This window comes from Sphingopyxis sp. (assembly GCF_016704835.1).
Classification (GTDB): Bacteria; Pseudomonadota; Alphaproteobacteria; order Sphingomonadales; family Sphingomonadaceae; genus Sphingopyxis.
In genome coordinates this window covers 341113-364006 of record NZ_JADIZJ010000005.1, presented here as the reverse complement: position 1 = coordinate 364006, position 22894 = coordinate 341113, and the positions used below count along the sequence as shown (strand labels likewise).

Genomic DNA, 22894 nt, shown 5'->3' with positions numbered 1-22894 from the left:
CCTCGGACAGCGCTTTGCGCTGCCAACTCCCCATCGCTACGCCACAAGGAGCGTCAGGCGGCGTAGGCGTCGCGCAATTCCCGCTTCAACACCTTGCCGATCGGGCTGCGCGGCAGTTCGTCCACGACGGCGATGCTGCTGATCCGCTGCGTCTTGCCGACCTTGGCGTTGCAATCGGCGCGCACGCTCTCGGCATCGGCGCCGGGCTTCAGCACGACGAACGCCACCGGCGTCTCGCCCCATTCCTCGCTCGGCATGCCGACGACGGCGGCTTCGATAACGCGTTCGTCGGCAAGCAATATGCCCTCGAGGTCGCTGGGGAAGATGTTGAAGCCGCCCGAGATGATCATGTCCTTTGCGCGGTCCATCAGCGTCAGGAAGCCGTCCTCGTCGATCCGCCCGATGTCGCCGTGGCGGTAAAACAGATTCCCGTCGCTGTCGTACCAGTGCATCGCCTTGGTCGCGTCTGGCCGGTTGTTGTAACCAGTCATCATCGCCGGGGATCGGCCGACGACTTCGCCGACCGAACCCTGCGGAAGTTCGTGGCCCTCTTCGTCGATCACTTTCGCGATATGCCCGGGCGCCGGCCGGCCGACGGTGTGGAGCTTGTCGGGGAACTGGTGCGCCTCGAGGATGAAGGCGGCGCCGCCCTCAGTCATGCCGTAAATTTCGACGAGCCCGCCGGGCCAGCGCTGGAGCACATCGGCCTTCAGCGCTGCGGCGAAGGGGGCCGAGGTGCAATATTTGACGACGAAGCTCGTCAGGTCGAAGTCGCCGAAATCCTCGAGCGCCATGATCCGCCGATATTGCACCGGCACCAGCATCGTGTTCGTCGCGCGCTCGCGCGCCGCGAGTTCGAGGAACCCGCGCGCGTCGAATTTCTTCATCAGCACGACCTGCCCGCCCGACCCGACGGTGGGCATGAAACTGGCCATCGTCGTGTTCGAATACAGCGGGGTCGACAGGATCGTCACGGCATTGGGGCCATAGGCGGGGGCGCCGCGGATGATATGCTGCCAGCGCATGGCATGGCTGTGGATGATACCTTTGGGCGTGCCGGTGGTGCCCGACGAATAGATGATGTTGAAACCGTCTTTGGGCCGGATCTCGACCGGTCTAGGCTTCGCGCCCGCTAGCGACAACCAGGCGTCGAGCGGGATGCCTGCGTCGCTGCCGTCCATCGCGATCATGTCGCTCGCGGTGATGACCCGTTCGGCGAGGCTCGCCCTCGCGGCGCCGTCGAGGAACAGGTGGCGGGCGCCGGTGTCGGCGATCATCGCCGCCATCTGCTCGCCAGTCGCGCTGTTGGTGACGAGCCCCGCAACGCCACCGGCGCGCAGCGTCCCTATAATGACGGCCATCTGCTCGACGCTGTTCAGCCCGGCAATTGCGGTGCGGTCGCCTTTCGCAAAGCCGTCCTGCTGCAAGCGCGCGGCGATTCGGTCGCTCAATTGGTCCAGTTCGGACCAGCTCAGCCGCCGCATGGCGTCGGCAGCCGCTACGGCATCGGGACGTTCCGCGGCATGCGCGCGGACAAGGTCGGGCAGGGTGGCGAAGTCGCTCTCGAGCATCTGGGCAGCGGTCATGCTGCGGAATTAGCACAGGCGCGGTGTCGCGCAATGCCGGGTGCTGCAGGTAGCTTGTCGAGCGGGGCGAGGGGACGTGGATGCAATCGAGCGCAAAGATTTCATCCGAAACGCCGCAAGCGGCCCATCGCACCGCGCCGCTGGTGGCGCTTTTCCATTTCGATACGGCGCGCGTCGAGCGGCTTGTGCCTCCCGCCGCCGGTTTGCCGCCGTGACTCGACCCTGTTTCGATTTGCTCGTCCGCAACCCCTTTCTCGGGTGGCAGGAGCCCGCCGAATTCATTCGCTCGGCGCGCTGCGTTGCGGGCAGTCGGCCGATGCTGGCGCTGTCGGATCGCGACAGTGTGGCGGAGCGGCTGTTGGCTTTGCGCGATGGGGCCGATGATGCCGCGTGATGGACAGGAAATTTGCCTGAAGTTCTGGCGCGCATCGCCAGCCTGCTGCGCCGCGCGCGAATGTTTATGGGGCAGGTTGGGCGGGCGAGCTCCGCACCGATTTGATTGACCGACGGGTCGAGCGCGCGGGGCGCTTGATCCGCCCGCCGCTACGCGAGTTCGATGTGCTCGCGAATCTGGCGCGCGTTTGCGATCGCCCGATGTCGCGCGCGACTTTGTTACCGGCGGTCTGGCGGCTCGATTTCGATCCCGGCACCAATGGTGTTGAAGTCGATATGTCGCGCCTGCGCGCGAAGGCAGATCGCGGTTTCGCCTGGCCGATGCTGCGGACGGTGAAGGGGCAAGGCCACGCGCTCCGGTTGCAGCCCGATCGAATATCGCTGACGCCCGAAAGAGCCCGTGTCCTTCCCCTCGCTTGACCAAAAGTTTCAGCTTGCTACTGATCTTGGACATAAGAAACCAACGATTCCCGGAGACGATGGCCCGATGCACCCTTCCGTTCATGCCCGCAGCAACCCCGACAAAGCTGCGATCATCGTCGCCGAAACGGGCGAGGCGATCAGCTATGGCGAGCTCGACGCGGCGTCGAATCGCGCCGCGCAGCTGTTTCGTGCGCATGGGCTGGGGCATGAGGATGTCGTCGCCTTCATGCTCGAAAACACCCCGCATTATTACGGCCTGACGTGGGGCGCGCAGCGCTCGGGGTTGCGCTATGTCTGCATCTCGTCGCGGCTGACGCAGGACGAGACTGATTACATCCTTGAAAATTCGGGGGCGAAGATGCTCGTCGTGTCGGCCAGCCTTGGGGCCGCGGCGCAGCAGCTGACCACGACGATCACCCGCTTTGCGATGGGCGGTGACATCGATGGCTGGGCGCGCTGGGAGGATGCCGCGGAGGCGATGCCCGCGACACCCGTCGCCGACGAGCGCGCCGGGGTCGATATGCTCTATTCGTCGGGGACGACCGGGCGGCCGAAAGGCGTACGCGTGCCGCTGCCCGAGGATCCCGCCATCGATGCGACGAACAGCCTCGTCATGCTCGCCTCGGCGGTGTTCCAGATCAATGCCGACAGCATCTATCTGTCGCCCGCGCCGCTATATCACGCCGCGCCGCTGCGTTGGTCGATGACGATCCATCGCCTTGGCGGCACCGTCGTGCTGATGAAGAAATTCGATCCCGAAGCGGCGCTGTCGCATATTGAAAAATATCGCGTGAACTCGAGCCAGTGGGTGCCGACGCATTTCGTGCGCATGCTCAAACTGCCCGAGGAAGTCCGCACCCGTTACGACACCTCGTCGCTGAAGGTTGCAATCCACGCCGCCGCGCCGTGCCCGGTGCCGGTCAAACAGGCGATGATCGACTGGTGGGGGCCGGTGCTGTTCGAATATTATGCGGGGTCGGAGGGCAATGGCATGACTTTTGTCTCCAGCCCCGACTGGCTGACCCACAAGGGCACCGTCGGTCGCCCTATTCTGGGCGCGGTGCATATCATGGGCGAGGATAATGAGACCGAGCTTGGTCCCAATCAAGAAGGCACAGTTTTCTTCGAAAGTGAAAATATCTTCGAATATCATGGTGATAGCGAGAAGACGGCATCGAGCCGCAACAGCAAGGGCTGGTCGACCCTCGGCGACGTGGGCAAACTTGACGACGAAGGTTTCCTCTACCTGACCGACCGCAAGAGCTTCATGATCATCACTGGCGGGGTGAACGTCTATCCGCAGGAGATCGAAAACCACCTCGTCACGCACCCGAAGGTCGCCGACGTCGCGGTGGTCGGTGGGCCGCACGACGAGATGGGCGAAGAGGTGATCGCGGTGATCCAGCCTGCCGATATGGCCGACGCGACCGACGAATTCCGGGGCGAGCTGATCGCCTATGCGCGTGAGAAACTGTCAGGGGTGAAGATCCCGCGGCGGATAGATTTCATGGAGGCACTGCCACGCCACGACACTGGGAAGCTCTACAAGCGCCTGCTTCGCGACCAATATTGGGAGAAGGCAAAGGCGGAGGCCTGATGCGGTGACCGCGCGCGTCGAATTCTTCTTCGACCTTTCCTCGCCCTGGACCTGCCTGGCGTTTCACAATCTGCCGGGCTTGCTCGGACGCACGGGCGCGGCGGCAGTCTATCGGCCGATCCTCGTTGGCGGGGTATTCAATGCGGTGAACCCTGCCGTCTATGCAATGCGTGAACAGGCGGACAACCGGCGATTGCAGCATAGCTGGAAAGTGCTGCAGGACTGGGCGCGGCTCGCGGGCGTGCCGATGAATTTCCCGTCACAATGGCATCCGGCCAAGAGCATCGCCGCGATGCGTTTCTGCTGCGCGCTCGAAGACGATCAGGTTGCGCTCGTGCGTTTTGCGGGCGCAGCCTTTGTAAGCTATTTTGACCGTCAGGAAAATCTCGACGACCCCGCAGTGCTCGCGGCAGTCGCCGATGCAGAAGGACTCGACGGCGCCACGCTCGCCGCGGCGGCGGGCAGCGAAGCGGTCAAGGCGCGGCTGCGTGTGAATACCGATGAAGTGATTGCGCGCGGCGGCTATGGTTCGCCGACGATCTTCGTCGACAAGAACGACATGTATTTCGGCAACGACCAGCTTCCGCTTGTCGAAGCCGCTTTGAAACGCTGAAAGGGACGCTCCCGTGAAAGACCGCATTTCCATCACCATGCTCAACGGCGGAATTGCCGACGTCCGGTTGATTCGCGCCGACAAGATGAACGCGCTCGACCCCGCGATGTGGGACGCGCTTTCCGAAGCCGTCGATACGCTCAAGACGATGCCGGGGCTGCGCGTCGTCGTGCTGTCAGGCGAGGGGCGCGCCTTTTGCGCCGGGCTGGATCTGTCGAGCCTGAGCAATGATCGCGATCCAGGGGCGAGCAGCGCGGGCGGCACGCTCGCCGATCGCACCAAAGGCATCGCGAACAACGCGCAATATGCCGCGTGGGGCTGGCGCGAAATTCCGGTGCCGGTGCTTGCCGCAGTGCATGGAGTGGCATTCGGGGCGGGCAGCCAGATCATGGCCGCCGCCGACATCCGCATCGTCCACCCCGATACGCGCATCGCGATCATGGAGATGCGCTGGGGGCTGGTTCCCGACGTCGCTGGCATGGCGCTGTGGCGCACGCAGGTCGCCGACGATGTGCTGCGCGAGATGATTTATACCAACCGCGAATTTAACGGGTCCGAGGCGAAATTGCTCGGCTTTGCGACGCATGTCTCCGACGATCCGCTGGCGAAAGCGATGGAAATGGCCGCGGTGATCGCCGACAAGAATCCGCATGCAATCCGCGGTGCCAAGCGACTGTGCAACATGCTCGCCGACGCGACCGACGCAGAGATTTTGCAGGCCGAAAGCGATGAGCAGGTGAAGGTCATCCGCACTCCGAACCAGATGGAAGCGGTGATGTCGGGGATGCAGAAGCGGCGGCCGAATTTTGTGGATTAAGCGGAAATCCTAATTCCGTTCGCATCGAGCGAAGTCGAGATTGCCATCGTCAAAGCGTGCGTTAAGCGTGCTCCGACTTCGCTCGCCACGACCGGGCTCAGAGATAGGTCAAAAACCGCACCGCATTGTCCCAGTCGCGCTTGTGCGCGGCGCGCTGCGCCTGCGCCTGTGCATCGGCGCCCCAGCGGCGTTCCTGGTATAATTGGTCGAGGCTGACCGCTTCCCACAAAAGTTCGGAACCGAACGCCTGATTAATGCAGGCGAGGCCCGCGACAAGCGAGCCACCGATCGTCACCAGCGGGGTCAGCGCTGTCATTCGCCACGATTCATACCCGAGCGTGGCATCGCGCAGCGCCTCGATCGTCGCGGTCGGCTGGTCGACCGGGAGTATTCCCTGGGTGATGACGAATTCAACCCCAAATTGCGCCTCGGCCCACGCCAGGATCGGGTTCCATGCCGCCACCTGCTCCGCCTGCAACGCCGCATCGCGGTCGTCGCGGTAACAGAGCAGATCGGTTGCGGCATAGGCGGCGATGGGTTCGGCAAACCCCGCGGGGTCCGCCGTCGCGAGGTCGATCGCGGCGTTGGCGAGCCCGGTCATCGGCATCGCGCGCGGATCGATCGTTTCGCCCTGAGCCTGCCATTCGGCGGCGATCGCTTTGGCCAGTGCCGCGCTCGACGCGACCAGCGGCGCACGGTGCGGCGTACGCATCGGCCGTCCGTCGAGCGCGATGCCCCAGCCACCGTCCTGAGGGACGATGGCGACGTCTTTCCAGAAGCGCTTCACCGGCTGATCACAGCTCTCTGGGCGAACGCCAGCGGCGCGCGAGCAACCGCGGCATCACAGCGAAATCGAACGCGCCGATCAGGACGAGCGCGACGCCGATCCAGCGGTCGGTCGGCTGCCCCGCGAGTTCCCAGCCCCCGCGGATCAGCACGAAGCCGATCAGCACCAGCATCGCGCCCGCGAGACGAATCGCGACAATGGCGAAATATCGTTTCTTGGCGAGGATATCGTCGTTGGGGGTCATGCTGTTTCCTTATCGCCACCCAAATGGCGCATCAACTGCGCGAGCGCGCCGTGGCCGCTTGCTTCGACCCCCCGCGCGACGCGGTCGCGTTCGGCGGCGGGTTTGTTCTGCGACAGCTTGATCGTCGGGCGCCACGCGGTGATCCGCAGTTCGAAGCCGGTAATGGCGCCGGTCATCTTGCTGAACAGCGCCGGGTTCATCTGGTCGCGGGTCCATGGCGGATTGGCGCCGACGCGCGCCTCATGGCTGGCCGACAGCGTGTCGAGCTGCGCGATCAACGCCGCATCGTCGAGCTTGCTGACGACGCCCTCCATTTCGATCGCGACATAGTTCCACGTCGGCACTTGGTCGGGGGTTTCATACCAGCTGGCGCTGACATAGGCGTCGGGACCCTGCACCACCGCAAGCGCAGTCGCGCCGTCAAGGTGCCGGGTCAGTGCATTGCCGCGCGCGAGGTGGAATTGCAGCGCGGCCCGATCGTCGCTCAGCACTACAGGCGCATGCGCGACGCGCGGTCCGTCGGGCGTGGCGGCGAAGATCGCAGCAAAGCCGATCTCGCGGACGAGCAACTCGGCCAGGTCGTCCTGCCGCGGCCGAAAGTCAGCGTTCGGATGCATCAGCCCGGTTTGGCGGGACGCGCCGGATGTTTCTTTGCGCTTGGCTTCTTGCCCGTCGTCTTCTTCGCCGCCGGTTTGCCGGGCTTGCCTGCTTTCGCCTTTTCCTTTGCCGATTTTCCGGCGAAGTCGGTCGGCTTACTGTCAGCGGTGCGTCCGCGCCGTTCACCGCGCCGCGCCTTGCGGATTTGCTTGCTGTGCGCTTTGGCCTGCGCCTTCAGCGCCGATTTAGGGCGGCGGACCTTTTTCGGCCGGATCGATCACGACCTCACCGAGCAGCAGGTCGAAGCCCAGCGCATCGAGGCTGGCCGCGAAATGGTCAGGCACTTCGGCCTGCACGTCGATGGCGCCGCCGTCGGGATGATCGATGCGCAGGCGGCGGCTGTGCAGGTGCATCTTGCGGCTGATCGTTCCGGTCAGGAACGCGCTCTTGCCGCCATATTTGCCGTCGCCGACGATCGGATGGCCGATCGCCGCCATGTGGACGCGCAGCTGGTGGGTGCGCCCGGTCAGCGGCTGGAGCTCGACCCACGCGGCGCTGTTTCCCGCGCGCTCGATGACGCGGTAGCGCGTTTTCGAAGGCAGGCCGTCGTCATGGACGTGCATCTTTTCGCCGCCCGAACCCGGTTGCTTGGCGAGCGGCAGGTCGATTTCGCCCTGCTGGATGTCGGGGACCCCGACAATCAGCGCCCAATAGGTCTTTTTTGCGCTGCGGTTCGAAAAGCTTTTGGCGAAATAGGCCGCGGCTTTGGGCGTCCGCGCGATCAGCAGCGCCCCCGACGTGTCCTTGTCGAGCCGATGGACGAGCTTGGGCCGGGTCGGTCCGTCGAACTTCAGCGCGTCAAGCAGGCCATCGACATGCGCGTCGGTCTTGGTACCGCCCTGCGTTGCCAGCCCCGGTGGTTTGTTGAGCACAATGGCGGCTGCGTCGCGGTGGATCATCATCCCCGTTGCGAGTTCGACGTCGGCATCGGTGAGCGGACGCCCCTTGCGCGCCGGGCGCGCCGCGGCTTCGACCGGCGGAGTCGGCATCACCAGCTTCTGTCCGGTCGCGATGCGATCCGACACATCGGCCTTTTTCCCGTCGAGCGTCAGCGCGCCCGATCGCGCCCAACGCGCGAGCAACGCGTGCGGCGTCCCTTCGCGGTGACGCTTGAACCAGCGGTCGAGCCGGATGCCGTCGTCTTCTTCGGCAATCGTGGCGCTGTCGAGAGTTGCCTTGGCGTCGCTCATGCCGGCATCTGCCGCATGACAAAAAGGCCAAGCCCGCACGCCGCGATCGCGCCGATCACCGACGCGAGGACATAGGCGGCCGCCTGAGCGGTTTGGCCGCGTTCGAAAAGCATCCAGAATTCCATGCTGAAAGAGGAAAAGGTGGTGAAGCCGCCGAGGATCCCGACGCCGACGAACAGTCGTGCCGCATCGCTGCTGCCCTCGCCGCGCGCAAGTGCACCGATGAGCAGCCCCATAGCCAGGCTGCCGACGATATTGACCGCCAGCGTCCACCAGGGGAAGCCGGGACCAAGCCGCGCGAGCATCGCCTGTCCCACCAGATGGCGGGCGCCGGCGCCGATCGCGCCGCCGATCATGACGGGAAGCACGCTGTTCATGTCGCTCGCCCTAGCCCGAAACGGCGGCGAGGCATAGCGGGTGTGTTCGTGACCCTAGGCGTCGGACGCTGTGTGCGTAGTCGCCGGGCGTTCGTGCGCCGCCCGCCAGTCGGCGGGGCGGGCGACGTTGCCTTGCCAGATGCCGCGTCGCTTCGCCTGCGCTTTGGCTTCCTCGACCATGTAGGCATCGCTGGTCGCCACCGCCCGGCGCTGCCGGACCATTTCGGCAGCCAGGTCAATGCCGTCGGGGAAGGGGCGGGTGCGGCCCGCGGCGAAGGTGCGGCACGCGGCAAGGGCACATGCGATGCGGTGGCGCGCTAATTTCGCGGCGCTGGACGAATAGCGACGGCTTGCCAGCGATGGCAGGTTGTGGCAGTGGCGCGCTTCCCTGCATATGGTGACATTTCGGGGGCGCTTAGCTCAGTTGGTAGAGCATCTCGTTTACACCGAGAGGGTCGGCGGTTCGAGCCCGTCAGCGCCCACCATAGGCGAGAGGTCAGGTTTCGGCAGAATGCCGCCGCGCGCGCCACACACTCCACAGGGTGAAGACCCCCATCAACGCCCACACGATGTTCAGCCCTGCTGAGGGCAGCGCGCCGTTATAGCCCGAGTTCAGCACGAACCCGCTGGCACCGATCACGTTCATCCATTGATAGAGATAGCCACGCGGCTCGATCCGTCCGAGCGACAGCAGGACGTAGCTGGCGAGGATGAGGACGGCGGCGAGCCAGCCGACCACCTCGATCGCGATCTGGAAAACGCTCATATGCCGTCCCTTCGGGTGGCCTGCACCCCGGACGGGGACAGGATGTTCAGCGCATCGTCTGTTCGAGTGCCTCGACCGCGTCCTTGGCTTCGGCGAGGCTGAAGCCGGTACGTTCGCGGACCCGTTTGATTGCGTCGATTTTGCGGTTCTGGCGGATCAGGGCGCGGATTTCTTCGTCATCGATCCGCTCGTCGCCGACGCGGACCATCGGGCGCGGCGCGGCTGCAGTAAGGGCGGGGGCCCGGCCCGGCCTGGGCGGGGGGGGGAGGGGCAGCCGGGCGCACAAAACCGGGGAAAAGGATCAGCAGCTTGGCCCGGCCGCGGGGGGCCCGCCCCCGGGGCCCCGGCGGCGAGGGAGGAGTGCAGGATGCCGCCGTTCATGAAATATTCGACCTCATTCGCGGTATCGATGCGGCAGAGCGTATCGAAGCTGAAGGACGAGCCGTCGGCGCGGATGACGTTGACTGTCACCGTCTGGCGTGGCTTCAAATCCGCTACGCCGGTGATCGTGAAGGTGTCGTCGCCGGTCAGGCCAAGCGTCTCGCGCGTGTCGCCGTCCTGGAACTGCAGCGGCAGCACGCCCATGCCGACGAGGTTCGAGCGGTGGATACGCTCGAAGCTCTCGACGATCACGGCGCGGACGCCGAGCAGGTTGGTGCCCTTGGCCGCCCAGTCGCGCGACGAGCCGGTGCCATATTCCTTGCCCGCGATGACCACCAGCGGGGTGCCATCGGCCTTGTGCTTCATCGCGGCGTCGAAGATCGGCATAACCTCGGCGCCGTAGCGCGACATGCCGCCTTCGATTCCGGGGACCATTTCGTTCTTGATGCGGATGTTGGCGAAGGTGCCGCGCATCATGACGTCGTGGTGGCCGCGGCGGGCGCCGTAGCTGTTGAAGTCGGCCTTGTTAACCTGATGTTCCATAAGCCATTTTCCGGCCGGAGAGTCTGCCTTGATGCTGCCAGCGGGGCTGATGTGGTCGGTCGTGATGCTGTCACCGAGGATCGCGAGGGGTTTGGCGTCGATGATGTCGGACACCGGCGCGGGGGTCATGCTCATCCCCTCGAAATAGGGCGGATTGGCGACATAGGTCGACCCGGCGCGCCACTGATAGGTGTCCGAACCCTCGACCTCGATCTTCTGCCAATGTTCGTCGCCGCGATAGACATGCTCGTATCGCGCCTCGAACATCTCGCGGTCGATGCACGCCGCCATCGTGTCGGCGACCTCCTGATTGGTCGGCCAGATGTCGGCAAGGAACACGTCCTTGCCCGACTGGTCCTGCCCGATCGGCGTGGTGGTGAAATCCTCGGTCACCGTGCCCTTGAGCGCATAGGCGACGACCAGCGGCGGCGAGGCGAGGAAGTTGGCGCGCACGTCGGGCGAGACGCGGCCTTCGAAGTTGCGGTTGCCCGAAATGACCGACGCGGCGACGATGTCGTTGCCATTGATCGCTTCCGAAATCGGCCCCGCGAGCGGGCCCGGAATTGCCGATGCAGGTGGTGCAGCCATAACCGACGAGGTTGAAGCCGACCGCATCGAGATCGGCGGTGAGGCCCGCGCGGTCGAAATAGTCGGTGACGACTTGGCTACCGGGAGCGAGCGAGGTCTTGACCCACGGCTTGGGCCGCAGCCCCAAGGCGTTCGCCTTGCGCGCGACGAGGCCCGCAGCGACCATGACCCCGGGGTTCGAGGTGTTTGTGCAGCTGGTGATCGCGGCGATGACGACGTCGCCGTCGCCGATGTCGTGAGAAGCGCCCGTTACCGGCACGCGCTTGATGCCGTCATGCTTGTACACCGACGCCAGGTCGGCGTTGAACACATCGTCGACCTCGGTGAGGATGACCTTGTCCTGCGGGCGCTTCGGTCCCGCGAGCGAGGGGACGACGCTGCCCATGTCGAGTTCGAGCGTGTCGGTGAACACCGGATCGGCCATGTCGGCCGACAGCCAAAGACCCTGCTCCTTGGCATAGGCTTCGACCAGCGCGATCTGGTCTTCGCTGCGCCCGGTCAGGCGCATATAGTCGAGCGTCTTGTCGTCGATGCCGAAGAAGCCGCAGGTCGCGCCATATTCGGGCGCCATGTTGGCGAGCGTCGCGCGGTCGGCGAGCGACAGCGAGGACAGGCCGGGGCCGAAATATTCGACGAAGCGCCCGACGACGCCCTTGGCGCGCAGCATCTGCGTCGCGGTGAGCACGAGGTCGGTCGCGGTGACGCCTTCCTTCAGCGCGCCGGTCAGCTTGAAGCCGACGACTTCGGGGATCAGCATCGACACCGGCTGGCCGAGCATCGCAGCCTCGGCCTCGATCCCGCCGACGCCCCAGCCGAGCACGCCGAGCCCGTTGATCATCGTCGTGTGGCTGTCGGTGCCGACGCAGGTGTCGGGATAGGCGACGGTGGTGCCGTCGGCGTCCTGGCTCGACCACACCGCCTGCGCGATATGCTCCAGATTCACCTGGTGACAGATGCCGGTGCCCGGGGGCACCGCCTTGAAGTTCGACAGCGACTTCGACCCCCATTTCAGGAAGTCGTAACGCTCGCCGTTACGATAATATTCGATTTCGACATTCTGCTCGAACGCCTTGGGGTGGCCGAATTCGTCGACCATGACGCTGTGGTCGATGACGAGGTGGACGGGGACGAGCGGGTTGATCTTGGTCGTGTCGCCGCCCAGCTTGGCGATCGCATCGCGCATGGCCGCCAGGTCGACGACGCAGGGCACTCCGGTGAAATCCTGGAGCAGCACGCGCGCCGGGCGATACTGAATCTCGCGGTTCGAATGGGGATCCTTCTGCCAGTCGACCAGCGCCTGAACATCGTCTGTCGACACGGTGAAGCCGCCATCCTCGAAACGCAGCAGATTTTCGAGGAGCACCTTCATCGAAAAGGGCAGCCGTGACACATCGCCCAGCTTAGCCGCGGCCTTGTCGAGCGAATAAAAGGCATAATCCTTGCCGCCGACGCTGAGCGTCGAACGGGTGCCGAGGGTGTCGTGTCCAGTGGTCGTCATCTTGCAGCAGTCCCCTGTTGGCGCGGCGGGGGAAGACCGTCCGCTGGCGTGGCGGGAGAGCGGGGCCAGCAGGAGTCGCGCGCGCGGTTTTTGTTGGGGACGCCTTACGCGGGGGGTGGGGAAATGCAAGGGGGTGGGGGTGGTTGCTTGGGGCGTGGAGGGTCCCGTACCGCCGAAGGCGCGACGATTTTCCCACACAAAGGCACAAAGACACAAAATTCTCCTGCACTGCTCAACGTACCGACCATCGTCATGGCCGACGAGGAAGCCGTGCGGCAGGCGTTGGTCGCCTTTGCCAAGCGCGGCGATTTTGCCGATTATATCCATCTGGTCGCCGCCAGGGTTGCCGAGGCCTTTGTCACATTCAATCAGCGGATGATCGGGACGCCGGGTATAGCGGTCGAGGTCGTCTGCTAACGCGCGCGAGCGCCGTTGCTTACCTGCCCGCCAGCTGTCACCTTCCAACCCTGGATTGGGAAAGAAGGGGAGCATCATGCCGTTAAAGCAAGTGGCGGGCGCCATCACCATTTTTGCAGCGGGGCTCCTGCCGGCGACGGCAATTGCGCGCGACCCCGCGAACGTCCTGATGCCCGAAAATACCGAGGCGCGGGCGTTTCAGGAGGCGGTCGGCTATGCGACTGCGGTGATCGCGGGCGACACCATTTACCTGTCGGGGGTGGTCGCGGGGCCGGCGAAGGGCGAGAGCGATCTGGCGCCCGGGTATGAGCGCGCCTTTGCGCATATCGCCGCGACGCTGGCGCGCGCGGGGGCGAGCTGGGACGATGTGGTCGACATCACCACCTTTCACACCGACCTCGCCGCGCACATCGACGGCTTTGCGGCGGTAAAGAACCGCCATGTGAAGGCGCCCTTTCCGGCGTGGACCGCGATCGGCGTGTCGCGATTGTACGAGCCGGCGGCGGTGGTCGAGATCAAGGTCGTGGCGCGGGCGGTGAAGAAGTAGCGAGAGGGCTTACCTCCGTGTCGTCACGCCGGACTTCATCCAGCGTCCACTCTAGCGTCGCCGCAGGAATCCCGGATCGGGTCGAACGAGCCACTTGTCTCGTTCGAGGATGACGACATGTATGCGGGGGCAGGGCGCTAGCGGGCCCCTAGTTCAGCGCGTCGTTGATTGTGTTGAAGACGTTGGCGAGGCTGAGGCCGAGCATCTGGAAGGCGATGAGGCAGGCCAGCGCGATCAGCGCGGCGATCAGTCCATATTCGATCGCGGTGGCACCGCGCTGGTCGGTGCGCAAATTGGTTTTGGTCATGCGTTGCTCCCGCTTATGTCTTGCGCGTCGGTCCCGGACGCGGTCTTAAGTGGTTGCACGGCAACAAGATATTGGCAGACGCGGTTAACGCGCCGGCAGGGACGGCGCGCGGAAAAATCTTGCTTCCTTCATAACCAAATAGGTTCAATGATGTCGTTTTTAATTCCAAAAAGATTCGGGAGATGGTTTTGGGCCGCGTGGCGGCGGGGGGCGCTCGGGAAGGGTGTGATTGATGGGGGCGGTGATAAATCCCTCCCCGCTGCGCCCCGGAACCTTCCAGTTGACGCTGCCTAGATGGCGGCGCCGGGGCAGTCGGGGGCGATCGCCGGTTTTGGCTGGTTCGGCGTTCGGGCTTTCGGCCTCGGCGCACGCCGACAAGGGGAGAAGCGTGGCGAGAGCGGCGGCGACGAACTTCATAGTTTCTCCCGTCTATTGACGGGCATGGCCGTGGGTCGCGGCGGGGTAGGCAATGTGAACCCGTTAACGCGCCAATGCCATCGCTGCGGCGAGCCGGATCACATCGGTGTGTCAGCCCCCGGCAGCGGTCATGCGTACTGATGCGGGGGTGAACGTGCGGACGCGATTACGGCCAGAGCGTTTGGCTTCGTAGAGCGCCTGGTCGGCCTCGTGCATCAGCGCCGACAGATTGGCGCCGGGGATGCCGATGGTCAGACCGATGCTGGTTGTCGGCACGAGCGTGGCCGGGATGCGGTCGGCGGCGGCGACAGCCAGCCCAGTTCGCACCGCTTCGGCAAACCGGCGGGCCGCCTCGATCCCCGTGCCGGGGACGAGCAGCGCAAATTCCTCTCCGCCGATGCGGCCGGCGATCATTTCGGCGGGGCCGATTGCGCGGACATGCGCGCCGAAGGCGGCGATGATCGCGTCGCCGACCGCGTGACCATGACCATCGTTGATCTGTTTAAAACTGTCGAGGTCGGCGATCATTAACGCCACCGGGCGGTCGTCGTCGTGGCATCGGCGCAGCGCCGATCCGGCCTTGGCCTCGAACCCGCGGCGGTTGAGCAGGCCCGAAAGCTTATCGTTATCGACCTGACGGCGCAGTTCGCTGATCTGGTCGATCGCCACCGCGACCATCAGGCTAATTGCCGCCGCGATCGACACCATCGCCTGGGTGAATTGCACGGTCGTCCAATAGACCGACTGCTGGAAACCGTCATAGCTGTCGAAACCGCCGCCGAGCGAGAGCAGGATGATCGGCCGCGCGATCAGGTTGAGCGCCGACAGCGCCGCGACCCAGAATAGCACCCGGTCGATCACATAGCGTTTCTTGATCGGCCACAGCGCGCGAACGACCATCGCCGCGATGATCCCGGCACCGATGCTGATCGCCAGGATGCGCCCGCCGATGCTCGGCCGGCCGAGCAGGAACCACAGGAAGAGAGCCATCGACATCGCGCTCATGATCCCCATCGCGCGCCACGGCACCGGCAAGCCATAGCGCCGGATGATCGCCGCCGCGAACAGGCAGCCAGTGGCGAGAAAGCCGATATTGGCGGGGATGCGGTGCAACTCGTAAGGCAGCGCGGGACCGACATCGAGGATCAGGAAGGCGATCGCCGAAGCTGTATAAGCGCCCGCTGCATAGGCGACGTAGCGGTCGCGGCGGTTCAGCCAGAGCAGGAAAAAGGCGACCGCGAACAACATGCCGATGCCCGGGTTGAGCAACTGGATAAAAAACTGACCCGACAAAATGTCTGCCTCTCTGCCCCCGAAGGTAGCAGCGATATGGATAACGACTTGTTACTTTTCTGTGAGTTAGGTCACAGTAGAACAAAGTCGCGAACTGTCACGTAGTTCCGCGCACCACGAGATGGACCGGAATCCGCGTGCCGCTACGGGTGCGTTCGTCATCCTCGAGCGCCATCGCGACGAGTGCCTCGCCTGCGGCGTCGAGATCGGGTTCGAGCGTCGTAAGCGCGGGATCGGCAAGGGTGCCGGCGCGGATGCCGTCGAAGCCGATCAGCGCGACATCCTCGGGAACGCGGCGCCCCGCATCCTTCAGCCCCTGAAGCACGCCGAGCGCAAGCATGTCGGATGCGGCGAAGATCGCGTCGGTGTCGGGGTTCGCTTCGAGCAGCGCCTGCACCGCGGCGACGCCCTGCGCGTGACGGTCGGCGGCGGGGGGGGGTTCGGCGACGATTGCCGTGAGCCCATGCGCGGCCAGCGTCGCGGTGAAGCCGTCGCGGCGTTCGTCGAACTGGCGCTGCGGCGATTGTTGCGGACCGACGAAGGCGATGCGGCGACGGCCGGTCTGAACGAAATGGTCGGCCGCCAGCTGGCCGCCGAGATCGTTTTCGCTGCGCATCCAGTGGAACGGGCTGCCGGGGCTGCCCCAGCAGACGAAATCGAGCCCCGACGCCTGCGCCTGCGCGAAATAGTCCCATGCGGCGCGGTTGCTGGTGGTGCCGATGATGATCATCGCGTCGGCGAGCCCACTCGCGACGAAATCGGCGCGGAAATTGTCGGGATTTTCCTGAAAGGAGACGAGCAGGTTGAAGCCGCGCGCCGAGGTCGCGGCGGCGATGCTCCCGAGCAGGGCGAAGTAGAAGGGGTTGATCGCGCTGCGATCCTCGCCGGGGCGGCAGATGGTGACGAGCGCGATCGTCTCGCTGCTCTTGAGGCGCAGCGACGAGGCGTGGCGGTCGACGACATAGCCGAGTTCGCGCGCCGCAGCAGAGACGCGCGCGCGCGTTTCAGCGTTGACCCCGGGGCTGTTCCGCAAGGCGCGCGAAACGGTCGATTGCGACACGCCGGCACGCTCAGCGACATCGAACGATGTCGGGCGCAGCATCTTTGCGGTCATGGCGGCCTCTCTCCCCTCGGCGCGTTCTCTCGCCGCGGGCGGCGGGCTTGTCAATGCGGGGCCGATGCGGGAGCGCGGATCAGGCGCCTGCCCCGCGATCGGGCCAGCGGATGGTGATCGCGAGACCATGATCGGCCGCGCTGCGGTGCCAACTGCCCTTGAGCTGCCGTTCGATCAGCGAGCGTATGAAGTGGGTGCCAAAGCTTTCGCTGTCGATCTGCGGCGTTTCGGGCAGGCCGCTTTCGGTCCAGCTTAGTTCGATGTCGCCGCCGTCGCGGCGCCAGCCGACCGCGAGGTCGCCGTGGCCGGCGAGCGCGCCATATTTGATGCTGTTGGTGACGAATTCGTGGATCGCGAGCGACAGCGCTTGCGCGCCTTCGTCGTCGAGGCGGACGTCGGGGCCGGTCACCGCGGTCATCTGCTCGGGCGAGCGCCCGGCGAGTTCGAGTTCGCGGCGGACGATCTTGCCGAGCTCGACGCTGTCGACCGCGCCGGTGACCAGCATCTGCTTGGCGTCGGACAGCGCGCGCATGCGGCCGTCAAAGCGCGTTTCAAAATCGTCGAGGCTGGACGATTCGCGCAGCGTGATCCGCGCGAGCGCGCCGATGCGCGCGAAGGCGTTTTTCATCCGGTGCGCCATTTCGCCGATCATCAGCTCGCGGTCCTCGGCATGGCGCGCCTTCTCCTCGGCCAACGCCTGGGCCGCGTCGATCCGCCGCCGCTGAACGCGGTGGAGTTGGGTGGCGAGCAATGCAACGGCGATCCCGAAGATCATGATGGCGAGCGGGCGCCCGAGCCGTTCGAGCAGGCGGCCAGAGGATATGCGCATCGTCCATTGCCGGTCGGCGACGCGCAGCACCTGTTCCTGCGCGTCCCAGCCCATCTTGCCCTTGCTGAAAACGAGCGGTGCCGAGGGGCCTTCGCCGGCATAAATTTCTAAACCGTCGATGGTGTCGAGCTGCGTTCCCAACACGGCCTTCATCATATCGTTGGTGCGGAAGGGTGCATAAACGAACGCCTCGATCGGACGGACGCCGTGGGCGGTCGCGACGGTGTCGGGATTGGTGCCGACCGGGGTGCGGGCATAGACGGGGACGTAGATCAGGAATCCCGGCTGCTTGACAGCCGCCGCCTTTTCCTGGGCCAGAAAGACGAGCCCGCTCGCCGCGGGCTGGCCCGTCTGCCAGGCGCGGCGCATCGCGGCGCGGCGGGTCGGATCGCTGTACATGTCGAAACCGAGCGCGGCGTCGCGGCGCGGCGTATAGGGTTCGACGAGAACTACGGCAAAGCCGATCGGCTGGTCGGTGGCGGGCCACACCTTGATGTCGCGGTCGTAATTTTCGCGGAGTTTTGCCTCGACCGCAGCCGGGGTGCCGGCGCGCATAGCGGCGGCGATGCCGACCCCCTCCATCCCCGGCGCCTGCACTTGCGGTTGCAGCGCGGCGAGATAGGCGCGGATGCCGGGGCCGCTGGCGGCGGCGTCCGACTGATAAAGCGCGCGCACACCCTTGAGCACCGCGACATGATCGTGCAGCCGCATATTGACCTGCGCCGCTACACGCGCCGCACGATCGGCTTCTTCCGATTGATTATACAGGAAACTTGCAGTCGCGGCGGCGAGCGTTGCCAAAAGAATGACCAGCCCGACAAACCGGACCAGCAGCGCCAACAGCCGATCTGCCCATGAATTGGGGCGCATTCATTCTTCCTGCCTGCTGGCTGCCGCGGCAGCGCCCCCCTCGCAGTTGTGGATGTTCCACGGGGCGCGGTCGTTGGCAAGAATATTTCGTGAGGCGGTGATATTGCGGCGAATGGGTTGCGGGGCGCAACCTTTTCCCTATGCTGCGACCTCAGGAAAAGGAGCGTGGCGGGATGATTATTTACGGGTCTTTGGTGTCGCCGTTCGTGCGCAAATTGCTAGCGTATCTCGGCGAAAAGGGGATTGATTTCGAGCTCAAGGGAGTCGGCATCGCCGATCCCGATCCGGGGTTTCGCGCCGCGTCGCCGCTGGGCAAGATGCCGGCGATGGAGGACGATGGTTTCACCCTCGCCGATTCGAGCGCGATCATCCATTATCTGGAAGCCAAATATCCCGAGCCCGCGCTGATCCCGACCGACCCGCAGGCGCGCGGGCGGGTCATCTGGTGGGATGAGTTCGGCGATACCGTGTTTGCGGCGTGCAGCGGGAAGATGTTCTTCAACCGCATCGTTGCGCCGAAATTCCTGGGGCGCGAGGGCGATCTGGCGGCGGCGGCGCTGGCGGAAAGCGAAGAACTGCCCAAGCTGCTCGCCTATCTGGAAAGCGCCATTCCGGCGTCGGGGTTCCTCGTCGGCGACCGGCTGACGCTCGCCGATCTGGCGGTCGCGTCGCCGCTGATGAACCTGCGCCACTGCGGATCAGGTGTCGATGCCGCCGCCTATCCCAAGATTGCCGCGTGGAGCGAGGCAATCTTGTCGCGGCCGAACATCGCGCCGTGGATTGCCAAGGAAGAGCGGATGATGGCAAAAGTGCTGGCGAGCTGACCGCGCCGATGGCGGCGCGTACCCGGCAGAGCGTCTGTATCCGCAAGGCGCGCTATGCGTCGGCCGCAGCAGCGCTCAACGCGGCGAAAGTCGCGGGGCTGGAGCTACGGCCCTATCGCTGCGACCGCTGCTGGCAATTTCATCTGACCAGCCGCACCAAGGGCAAGTGGCTGCCTACAGCCAGCCGATGCTCTTGAAGCGCCAGAAGACGAGCGCCGAGCCGCCGAAGATCAGGGTCAGCGCAAAGGGATAGCCGAGGCGCCAATCGAGTTCGGGCATGAAGTCGAAGTTCATGCCGTAGATACCCGCGATCGCGGTCGGCACCGCAAGGATTGCAGCCCAGGCGGCGAGCTGGCGGGTGATGACGCCCTGGCGTTGCTGTTCGAGCATGCCGTTGGTTTCGATCACCGACGCAGCGACATCGCGCAGGCCGGTGAGGCGGAATTCGGCGCGCTGGACATGATCCCACACGTCGCGAAAAAACGGGCGTACTGCAGGGTCGATGCACGGAAGATCATCCTCGCCTGCGAGGCGGCCGGCGACATCCTTCATCAATCCGGCGAGCCGCTGGAAGCGAATGACTTCGTGGCGCTGGGCATAAAGCAGGCGGATCGCGGCGGCGTCGAGCGGGGTGTCCATGACACTGTCCTCGACCATCAGCATGCGGTCCTCGATCGCGTCGATCAGCGGAAAATAGCCGTCGACGATGAAATCGAGGATCGCATAGAGGACATAGTCGGGGCCGTGCGCGAGTTTGGCGGGCAGCGTTTCGAGCCGCGCGCGTACGTCGCTGTGGGTTCGCGCCGAGCCGTGGCGGACGGTGACGATGAAATGGCGCCCGACAAAGATCGCGGTCTCGCCCGACTGGATCGTGCCGCCGCCGAGGTTGCCGGTGCTGGCGATGATAAACAGCTGGTCGCCGTAAACTTCGACCTTGGGCAGCTGTTTCGCCTTGGTCGCATCCTCGACCGCGAGGGGATGGAGGCCGAAGCGTTTGGCGATGCCTTCAAGTTCGCCGGCGCTCGGTTCAAACAGTCCGAGCCAGAAGAAATCGCCCTCGGCGCAATCGTCGGGCAGTTCTTCGTCGGGACCGATGTCGCGGACAAGTTTGCCGTCATGATAGACGCGGGCGGCCATGATCGGCATCGGCATTATTCTCCGTTCAGCGTGGCGCCGCTATAATGGCCGCCACGCCGAAGGGAAATCAATCGTCGCGGTTGGCGATGTTGGGGAACGCGGCCCAAGCGGCCGCATGCGCCCAGGCGGCTTTCCAGCCGGCGATTGCGGTGCCGTCGGCGCTTTGATCGCTGCGCATCGCGGCCCTGCCCTGTTGCAGTGCCTGCGCGCACGTCAGCGCTGGATTGGTGCGGCGCGCCAGCAGCGTTTTGAAGGTGATACGGATAACATTGGGATATTGTCAGCTGTCGGTTCACGCGATCGCGTGGTGGCGGGCGACGGCGGATGTCGATCTGGGCTTAGAAAGTGCAGTTTTGCGGGGTGTGATGGGGATCACTGGCGGGCGGATGGGTGATGACCCGGAACATCGCGGCCTCCGCGTCGGGCTTTTTGGTGCGCGGGCCGTTCGGATCGATTAATGTCGGCGCGATGAAACCGCGCCGGACCAAAATCTACTTCGATGGCGGCTGTCGCCCCAATCCCGGGGCGATGGAGATTGCTATCGTGGTCGGCGGGATCGCTGCGATCGACCGCGAGGCGGGGACGGGCAGCAGCATGGACGCCGAATGGCTGGCGCTGATCGCGGCGCTGCGGCTCGCGCAGGCGCGCGGACTGCCCGATTTTGTGTTGCTGGGTGATGCCGCGGGGGTGGTCGCGCAGGCCAATGGTGCGGTCACCGCGCGCAGGGGCGCGGCGGCGCATCTGGCGGCGTTCCGGGCGCTGATCGGCGATGGCCCAGCCCCGCGCATCCGGCATATCAGGCGCACCCAGAATCTGGCGGGCATCGCGCTGGCGCGTCGCTGAGGGTCATTTATTGCCGTTTCAGTTGCAGATCTTTACCAGTCCTTGCTAGGGTCAAGCGGCTATCGCTATGCAAAACAACGAAAGACCGGTGCGTTGAAACCGACCCATCCCTTACCCGTTCACCACAGCTGGCCGCTGTATGAGCGCGAACGCTTTTTCGAGCTGGGACGGCTGCACGGCGCCGATACGCTTGATGCGGTGACGAACAGTGCCGATGTGAAAGCGATCGACCGTTTTGGGCCGGCGCTGCCGGGCTGGTGGGAATGCGACCTGGCCGACGACAATCGGCTGAACTGGTCGAACGAGGTCTATGATATTTTCGCGCTGCCGCGCGGCGCCGCGGTGACGCGTGAAGAAACGGCCGCGCTGTACGGCGACGGGTCGCGCGCGGCGATGGAGAAATTGCGCGCCTACGCGATCAAGCATCGCCGCGGCTTTACGCTCGACGTCGAAATCAAGCCTGCCACCGCGGCGCCGCGGTGGATGCGCCTGATCGCCGCGCCGGTTTGTATCGACGATCGGATCGTCAAATTGCAGGGCCTGAAATTCCTCGTTTCGGGCAGCGCCTGACGCCTCAGACTGGCCGTGGACAAATGGGCGTCACGGGCGACGAAGCGTTGTCCTGCGGCGGCAGATGGCGGTTTTGGCTCGTCCGGACCTGAGAAACCAACGGTCTGCGCCTGCGGCGTTGACGCGATTTAACCATCGTTACAAGCCGAAATCCACGGGTGGTGCGGGCATGAGCGCGCGCGTCCCCGATTCTCCATCAGCATGGCCAGGGGCGTTCGGCGCGTATGAAATTTTTTAATCGGTTCGGTTCGGCCGCGCATGACATGGCCATCGATCTGGGGACCGTAAACACCGTCGTCTATGTCCGCGACAAGGGCATCGTCCTGAACGAACCGTCGGTCGTCGCGCTGGAAACGCGCGACGGGGTGCGGCGAGTCAAAGTCGTTGGCAATGAGGCCAAGCTGATGATGGGCAAGACGCCGAGCAACATTCAGGCGATCCGCCCGTTGCGCGACGGCGTGATCGCCGACATTGATGTCGCCGAACAGATGATCAAGCATTTCATCGACAAGGCGCTGGGCGGGCCGAGCCGGTTGCGCCAGCGCAGTAATGTCGTGATCTGTGTGCCGTCGGGATCGACGATGGTTGAGCGCCGCGCGATCCGCGATGCCGCATCGAACGCGGGCGCGGTGTCGGTGCAGCTGATCGAGGAATCGCTGGCCGCCGCGATCGGCGCCGGGTTGCAGGTCACCGCGCCGATGGGCGCGATGGTCGTCGATATCGGCGGCGGCACGACCGAGGTCGCGATCTTGTCGCTGGGCGGCATCGCCTACAGCAATTCGGTGCGGATCGGCGGCGACAAGATGGACGAAATGATCTCCTCGTTTATCCGCCGCAAACATAATCTGATGATCGGCGAAATGACCGCCGAGCGTGTCAAGCTGGCGATCGGCTGCGCGGTGGCGCCCGAGGGCGAGGGCATGATTATCGGGGTCAAGGGCCGCGATCTGGTCAATGGTCGGCCGTCGGAGGTGCAGGTTTCGGAGGCGGAGATTGCCGAGGCTTTGGCCGAACCCGTGGGGCAGATCGTCGCCGCGGTGCGCGCCGCACTGGAACAGACGCCGCCCGAGTTGTCGGCCGACATCATCGACGAGGGCATCACGCTGACCGGCGGCGGCGCTCTGCTCCGCCGGATGGACGTCGCGATCGCCGAGGCGACGGGCTTGTCGGTGCGGGTGGCGGAGAATGCGCTGATCTGTGTTGCGATGGGCGCGGGACTGGCGTTCGAAGACCGGTCGTATCACGGGGTGCTGATTGCGGCGTAGG

The 22894-nt window shown here is 65.0% G+C and carries 25 protein-coding genes, 1 tRNA gene and 2 pseudogenes; 14 read left to right on the top strand and 14 right to left on the bottom strand.

Features of this window, described 5'->3' with window-relative positions:
- Positions 1–53: 53 nt before the first annotated feature.
- Positions 54–1586 (bottom strand): class I adenylate-forming enzyme family protein, encoded by a 1533-nt coding sequence (locus IPF76_RS11340; RefSeq protein ID WP_293843776.1) that lies wholly within the window; start codon positions 1584–1586, stop codon positions 54–56.
- Positions 1587–1666: 80 nt separating this feature from the next.
- Here IPF76_RS11340 and IPF76_RS11335 point away from each other — a divergent pair, with 80 nt between their 5' ends.
- The 6 genes from IPF76_RS11335 to IPF76_RS11310 all read left to right on the top strand — a co-directional run bounded on the left by IPF76_RS11335 (position 1667) and on the right by IPF76_RS11310 (position 5429).
- Positions 1667–1801, top strand: coding sequence for a hypothetical protein (locus tag IPF76_RS11335; RefSeq protein ID WP_293843773.1), 135 nt, complete (start codon positions 1667–1669; stop codon positions 1799–1801).
- Complete coding sequence (locus tag IPF76_RS11330) at positions 1798–1980, top strand: hypothetical protein (RefSeq protein ID WP_293843770.1); 183 nt, start codon at positions 1798–1800, stop codon at positions 1978–1980. Before IPF76_RS11335 ends, IPF76_RS11330 begins: the two co-directional genes overlap by 4 nt.
- Before the next feature lie 101 nt (positions 1981–2081).
- Positions 2082–2399 (top strand): winged helix-turn-helix domain-containing protein, encoded by a 318-nt coding sequence (locus tag IPF76_RS11325; protein WP_293843767.1) that lies wholly within the window; start codon positions 2082–2084, stop codon positions 2397–2399.
- 67 nt (positions 2400–2466) lie between these two features.
- On the top strand, positions 2467–3999 hold the full coding sequence (locus tag IPF76_RS11320; protein ID WP_293843764.1) for an acyl-CoA synthetase: 1533 nt from the start codon (positions 2467–2469) through the stop codon (positions 3997–3999).
- A gap of 4 nt (positions 4000–4003) precedes the next feature.
- On the top strand, positions 4004–4612 hold the full coding sequence (locus IPF76_RS11315) for a 2-hydroxychromene-2-carboxylate isomerase (protein WP_293843761.1): 609 nt from the start codon (positions 4004–4006) through the stop codon (positions 4610–4612).
- A 13-nt stretch (positions 4613–4625) separates the two neighbouring features.
- On the top strand, positions 4626–5429 hold the full coding sequence (locus tag IPF76_RS11310) for a crotonase/enoyl-CoA hydratase family protein (RefSeq protein WP_293843758.1): 804 nt from the start codon (positions 4626–4628) through the stop codon (positions 5427–5429).
- Between the two features lie 97 nt (positions 5430–5526).
- On the opposite strand, the gene IPF76_RS11305 is transcribed toward IPF76_RS11310, so the two are convergent.
- From IPF76_RS11305 to crcB, 5 genes and pseudogenes are all read right to left on the bottom strand, one after another.
- Positions 5527–6216 carry an ATP12 family protein gene (locus IPF76_RS11305; protein WP_293843755.1) on the bottom strand — a complete coding sequence of 230 codons (690 nt, stop codon included), beginning with the start codon at positions 6214–6216 and terminating at the stop codon, positions 5527–5529.
- Positions 6217–6223: 7 nt separating this feature from the next.
- A complete protein-coding gene (locus IPF76_RS11300; RefSeq protein WP_293843752.1) occupies positions 6224–6460 on the bottom strand; it encodes a hypothetical protein in 237 nt (78 codons plus the stop codon).
- Positions 6457–7077, bottom strand: a complete 621-nt coding sequence (locus tag IPF76_RS11295; RefSeq protein WP_293843749.1) for an FMN-binding negative transcriptional regulator — start codon at positions 7075–7077, stop codon at positions 6457–6459. The genes IPF76_RS11300 and IPF76_RS11295 overlap by 4 nt, the downstream gene beginning before the upstream one ends.
- Positions 7077–8307: pseudogene (locus IPF76_RS11290) on the bottom strand (RluA family pseudouridine synthase). The gene IPF76_RS11295 and the pseudogene IPF76_RS11290 overlap by 1 nt, the downstream one beginning before the upstream one ends.
- Positions 8304–8684 (bottom strand): fluoride efflux transporter CrcB, encoded by a 381-nt coding sequence (crcB, locus tag IPF76_RS11285; RefSeq protein WP_293843746.1) that lies wholly within the window; start codon positions 8682–8684, stop codon positions 8304–8306. Before crcB ends, IPF76_RS11290 begins: the two are co-directional and overlap by 4 nt.
- Before the next feature lie 72 nt (positions 8685–8756).
- Here crcB and IPF76_RS11280 point away from each other — a divergent pair, with 72 nt between their 5' ends.
- Both IPF76_RS11280 and IPF76_RS11275 read left to right on the top strand, forming a co-directional pair.
- The gene (locus tag IPF76_RS11280) at positions 8757–9005 is read left to right on the top strand and encodes a hypothetical protein (protein WP_293843743.1); all 249 of its coding nucleotides are present in this window, start codon (positions 8757–8759) and stop codon (positions 9003–9005) included.
- Positions 9006–9093: 88 nt separating this feature from the next.
- Positions 9094–9169 (top strand) — tRNA-Val (locus IPF76_RS11275).
- A gap of 11 nt (positions 9170–9180) precedes the next feature.
- Here the strand turns inward: IPF76_RS11275 and IPF76_RS11270 are convergent.
- The 3 genes and pseudogenes from IPF76_RS11270 to acnA all read right to left on the bottom strand — a co-directional run.
- Entirely contained in the window at positions 9181–9450 is a 270-nt protein-coding gene (locus IPF76_RS11270; RefSeq protein ID WP_293843740.1) for a hypothetical protein, read from the bottom strand.
- 46 nt (positions 9451–9496) lie between these two features.
- The gene (locus tag IPF76_RS11265) at positions 9497–9658 is read right to left on the bottom strand and encodes a ribosomal protein L7/L12 (RefSeq protein WP_293843737.1); all 162 of its coding nucleotides are present in this window, start codon (positions 9656–9658) and stop codon (positions 9497–9499) included.
- 155 nt (positions 9659–9813) lie between these two features.
- Positions 9814–12460: pseudogene (gene acnA / locus IPF76_RS11260) on the bottom strand (aconitate hydratase AcnA); the annotation flags it as partial.
- A gap of 252 nt (positions 12461–12712) precedes the next feature.
- Here acnA and IPF76_RS11255 point away from each other — a divergent pair.
- Together IPF76_RS11255 and IPF76_RS11250 are read left to right on the top strand one after the other, a co-directional pair.
- Positions 12713–12877 (top strand): hypothetical protein, encoded by a 165-nt coding sequence (locus IPF76_RS11255; RefSeq protein ID WP_293843734.1) that lies wholly within the window; start codon positions 12713–12715, stop codon positions 12875–12877.
- A gap of 76 nt (positions 12878–12953) precedes the next feature.
- Positions 12954–13424 carry a RidA family protein gene (locus IPF76_RS11250; protein ID WP_293843731.1) on the top strand — a complete coding sequence of 157 codons (471 nt, stop codon included), beginning with the start codon at positions 12954–12956 and terminating at the stop codon, positions 13422–13424.
- Positions 13425–13572: 148 nt separating this feature from the next.
- Here IPF76_RS11250 and IPF76_RS11245 read toward each other — a convergent pair whose 3' ends face one another.
- The 4 genes from IPF76_RS11245 to IPF76_RS11230 form a co-directional block, all read right to left on the bottom strand.
- Positions 13573–13731: a Flp family type IVb pilin gene (locus IPF76_RS11245; RefSeq protein WP_293843728.1), complete on the bottom strand. Its 159-nt coding sequence runs from the start codon at positions 13729–13731 to the stop codon at positions 13573–13575.
- 528 nt (positions 13732–14259) lie between these two features.
- Positions 14260–15441 (bottom strand): GGDEF domain-containing protein, encoded by a 1182-nt coding sequence (locus tag IPF76_RS11240; protein WP_293843725.1) that lies wholly within the window; start codon positions 15439–15441, stop codon positions 14260–14262.
- 97 nt (positions 15442–15538) lie between these two features.
- Positions 15539–16555, bottom strand: a complete 1017-nt coding sequence (locus tag IPF76_RS11235) for a LacI family DNA-binding transcriptional regulator (RefSeq protein WP_293843722.1) — start codon at positions 16553–16555, stop codon at positions 15539–15541.
- A 79-nt stretch (positions 16556–16634) separates the two neighbouring features.
- The gene (locus IPF76_RS11230; RefSeq protein ID WP_293843719.1) at positions 16635–18254 is read right to left on the bottom strand and encodes a CHASE domain-containing protein; all 1620 of its coding nucleotides are present in this window, start codon (positions 18252–18254) and stop codon (positions 16635–16637) included.
- Between the two features lie 173 nt (positions 18255–18427).
- On the opposite strand from IPF76_RS11230, the gene IPF76_RS11225 reads away from it, so the two are divergent.
- On the top strand, positions 18428–19078 hold the full coding sequence (locus tag IPF76_RS11225) for a glutathione S-transferase family protein (RefSeq protein WP_293843716.1): 651 nt from the start codon (positions 18428–18430) through the stop codon (positions 19076–19078).
- 174 nt (positions 19079–19252) lie between these two features.
- On the opposite strand, the gene IPF76_RS11215 is transcribed toward IPF76_RS11225, so the two are convergent.
- Positions 19253–20230 carry a magnesium and cobalt transport protein CorA gene (locus tag IPF76_RS11215; protein ID WP_293843710.1) on the bottom strand — a complete coding sequence of 326 codons (978 nt, stop codon included), beginning with the start codon at positions 20228–20230 and terminating at the stop codon, positions 19253–19255.
- Positions 20231–20608: 378 nt separating this feature from the next.
- On the opposite strand from IPF76_RS11215, the gene IPF76_RS11210 reads away from it, so the two are divergent.
- The 3 genes from IPF76_RS11210 (at position 20609) to IPF76_RS11200 (ending at position 22893) form a co-directional block, all read left to right on the top strand.
- Positions 20609–21058 (top strand): reverse transcriptase-like protein, encoded by a 450-nt coding sequence (locus IPF76_RS11210; protein ID WP_366499543.1) that lies wholly within the window; start codon positions 20609–20611, stop codon positions 21056–21058.
- 93 nt (positions 21059–21151) lie between these two features.
- A complete protein-coding gene (locus IPF76_RS11205; protein WP_293843707.1) occupies positions 21152–21628 on the top strand; it encodes a hypothetical protein in 477 nt (158 codons plus the stop codon).
- 224 nt (positions 21629–21852) lie between these two features.
- On the top strand, positions 21853–22893 hold the full coding sequence (locus IPF76_RS11200; protein ID WP_293843704.1) for a rod shape-determining protein: 1041 nt from the start codon (positions 21853–21855) through the stop codon (positions 22891–22893).
- The last annotated feature ends 1 nt before the right edge of the window (position 22894 follow it).